Origin of the sequence: Pseudarthrobacter sp. CC12 (genome assembly GCF_039907755.1) — a bacterium.
Lineage (GTDB): Bacteria > Actinomycetota > Actinomycetes > Actinomycetales > Micrococcaceae > Arthrobacter > Arthrobacter niigatensis.
Genome location: NZ_JARDJH010000081.1, coordinates 1 through 1,277, shown reverse-complemented (window position 1 = coordinate 1,277; position 1,277 = coordinate 1). Strand labels below are relative to the sequence as shown.

The following is a 1,277-nucleotide window of genomic DNA, read 5'->3' as shown; positions in this document are numbered from 1 at the left end:
AAGGGTGATGGCAGCGGGTGCAGGTTATGCCCGTTTTCATGGAGCTAACGATGGCCCAGCGGCAAGCTGTGACGAAGAAGAAAGCCCTCGCCTACCGAGGTGCTGATCGTGCAGGAAAGTCCCGGATCCTGAACGAGTTGGTCGAGTTGACCGGATGGCACCGCGACTACGCCCGGGCCGCGTTGCGGGACGCACTGGTCCTGAAGATCGTCAAACCCAGACCGGGCAGGACACCGGTGTACGGCCCTGATCTGCTGGATCCTTTGATTAGGTGCTGGGCGGTGCTGCGGGCCCCTGCGGGCAAGCTTCTGGCCCCGATGCTGCCGGTTCTGGTGCCGCTGCTTCGCCGTGACAAAGAACTGGACATCACCGATGAGCAAGCCGCGTTACTGATGCGGATGAGCGCGGCGACCATCGACCGGAAACTCGCCGGCGCCCGGGCGAAGCTGACGCTGCGGGGACGGTCCCACACCAAACCCGGAACGTTACTCAAATCCCAGATCCCGGTCCGGACCTGGGCCGAATGGGACGACGCCGTGCCGGGTTTCGTCGAGATCGACCTGGTCGGCCACGAGGGCGGCAACAGCTTCGGAGAGTTCTGCTTCACGCTGACCGTGACGGACATTTGCACTGGATGGACGGTGAACAGGTCCGTGCGGAACAAGGCCGCCAAATGGGTCTTCGAAGCCCTTGAACACGTCACCTCAGTATTCCCGTTTCCGATTATCGGGATCGATTCGGACAACGGCTCGGAATTCATCAACGACCACCTGCTGGCCTACTGCCACGCCCGCCAGATCACCTTTACCCGCTCCCGGCCCGGGAACAAGAACGATGGCGCTCACGTGGAGCAAAAGAACTGGGCCCGGGTCCGGGAGCTGGTCGGCTACCTGCGCTACGACACCACCAGCGAACTGGAGAAACTCAATGAGATCTGGGAGCTGGACCGTGTCTTCACCAACTACCTCCTGCCCCAGCAGAAGCTGGTTTCCAAGCAGCGCTACGGCGCGAAGGTCAGCAAGAAACACGACACACCCGCCACACCCCACCAAAGAGCGATACGGCATCCGCGGATGCGTAAAAGCCCGGTCATACGCATGAACGCCGCCTTCAAACGCATCAAACCCGGAGCTCTCTCCCGCCAGATCCTGGCCCTCACAGCCGAACTGGAAACCCTGGCCCTGGCAAAGAAACCCGCACCGATCAGACCCGTTAACCGGGCCTGGAACCCCTAGACCTCCGGAGCTTCTTCACTGAGGCATCGATCACGCGAAAAC

General features: G+C 61.6%; 1 protein-coding gene. It reads left to right on the top strand.

The features are described 5' to 3' along the window. Positions 1 to 50 precede the first annotated feature (50 nt). A complete protein-coding gene (locus PV772_RS22915; protein ID WP_347887691.1) occupies positions 51 to 1,235 on the top strand; it encodes a transposase family protein in 1,185 nt (394 codons plus the stop codon). The last annotated feature ends 42 nt before the right edge of the window (positions 1,236 to 1,277 follow it).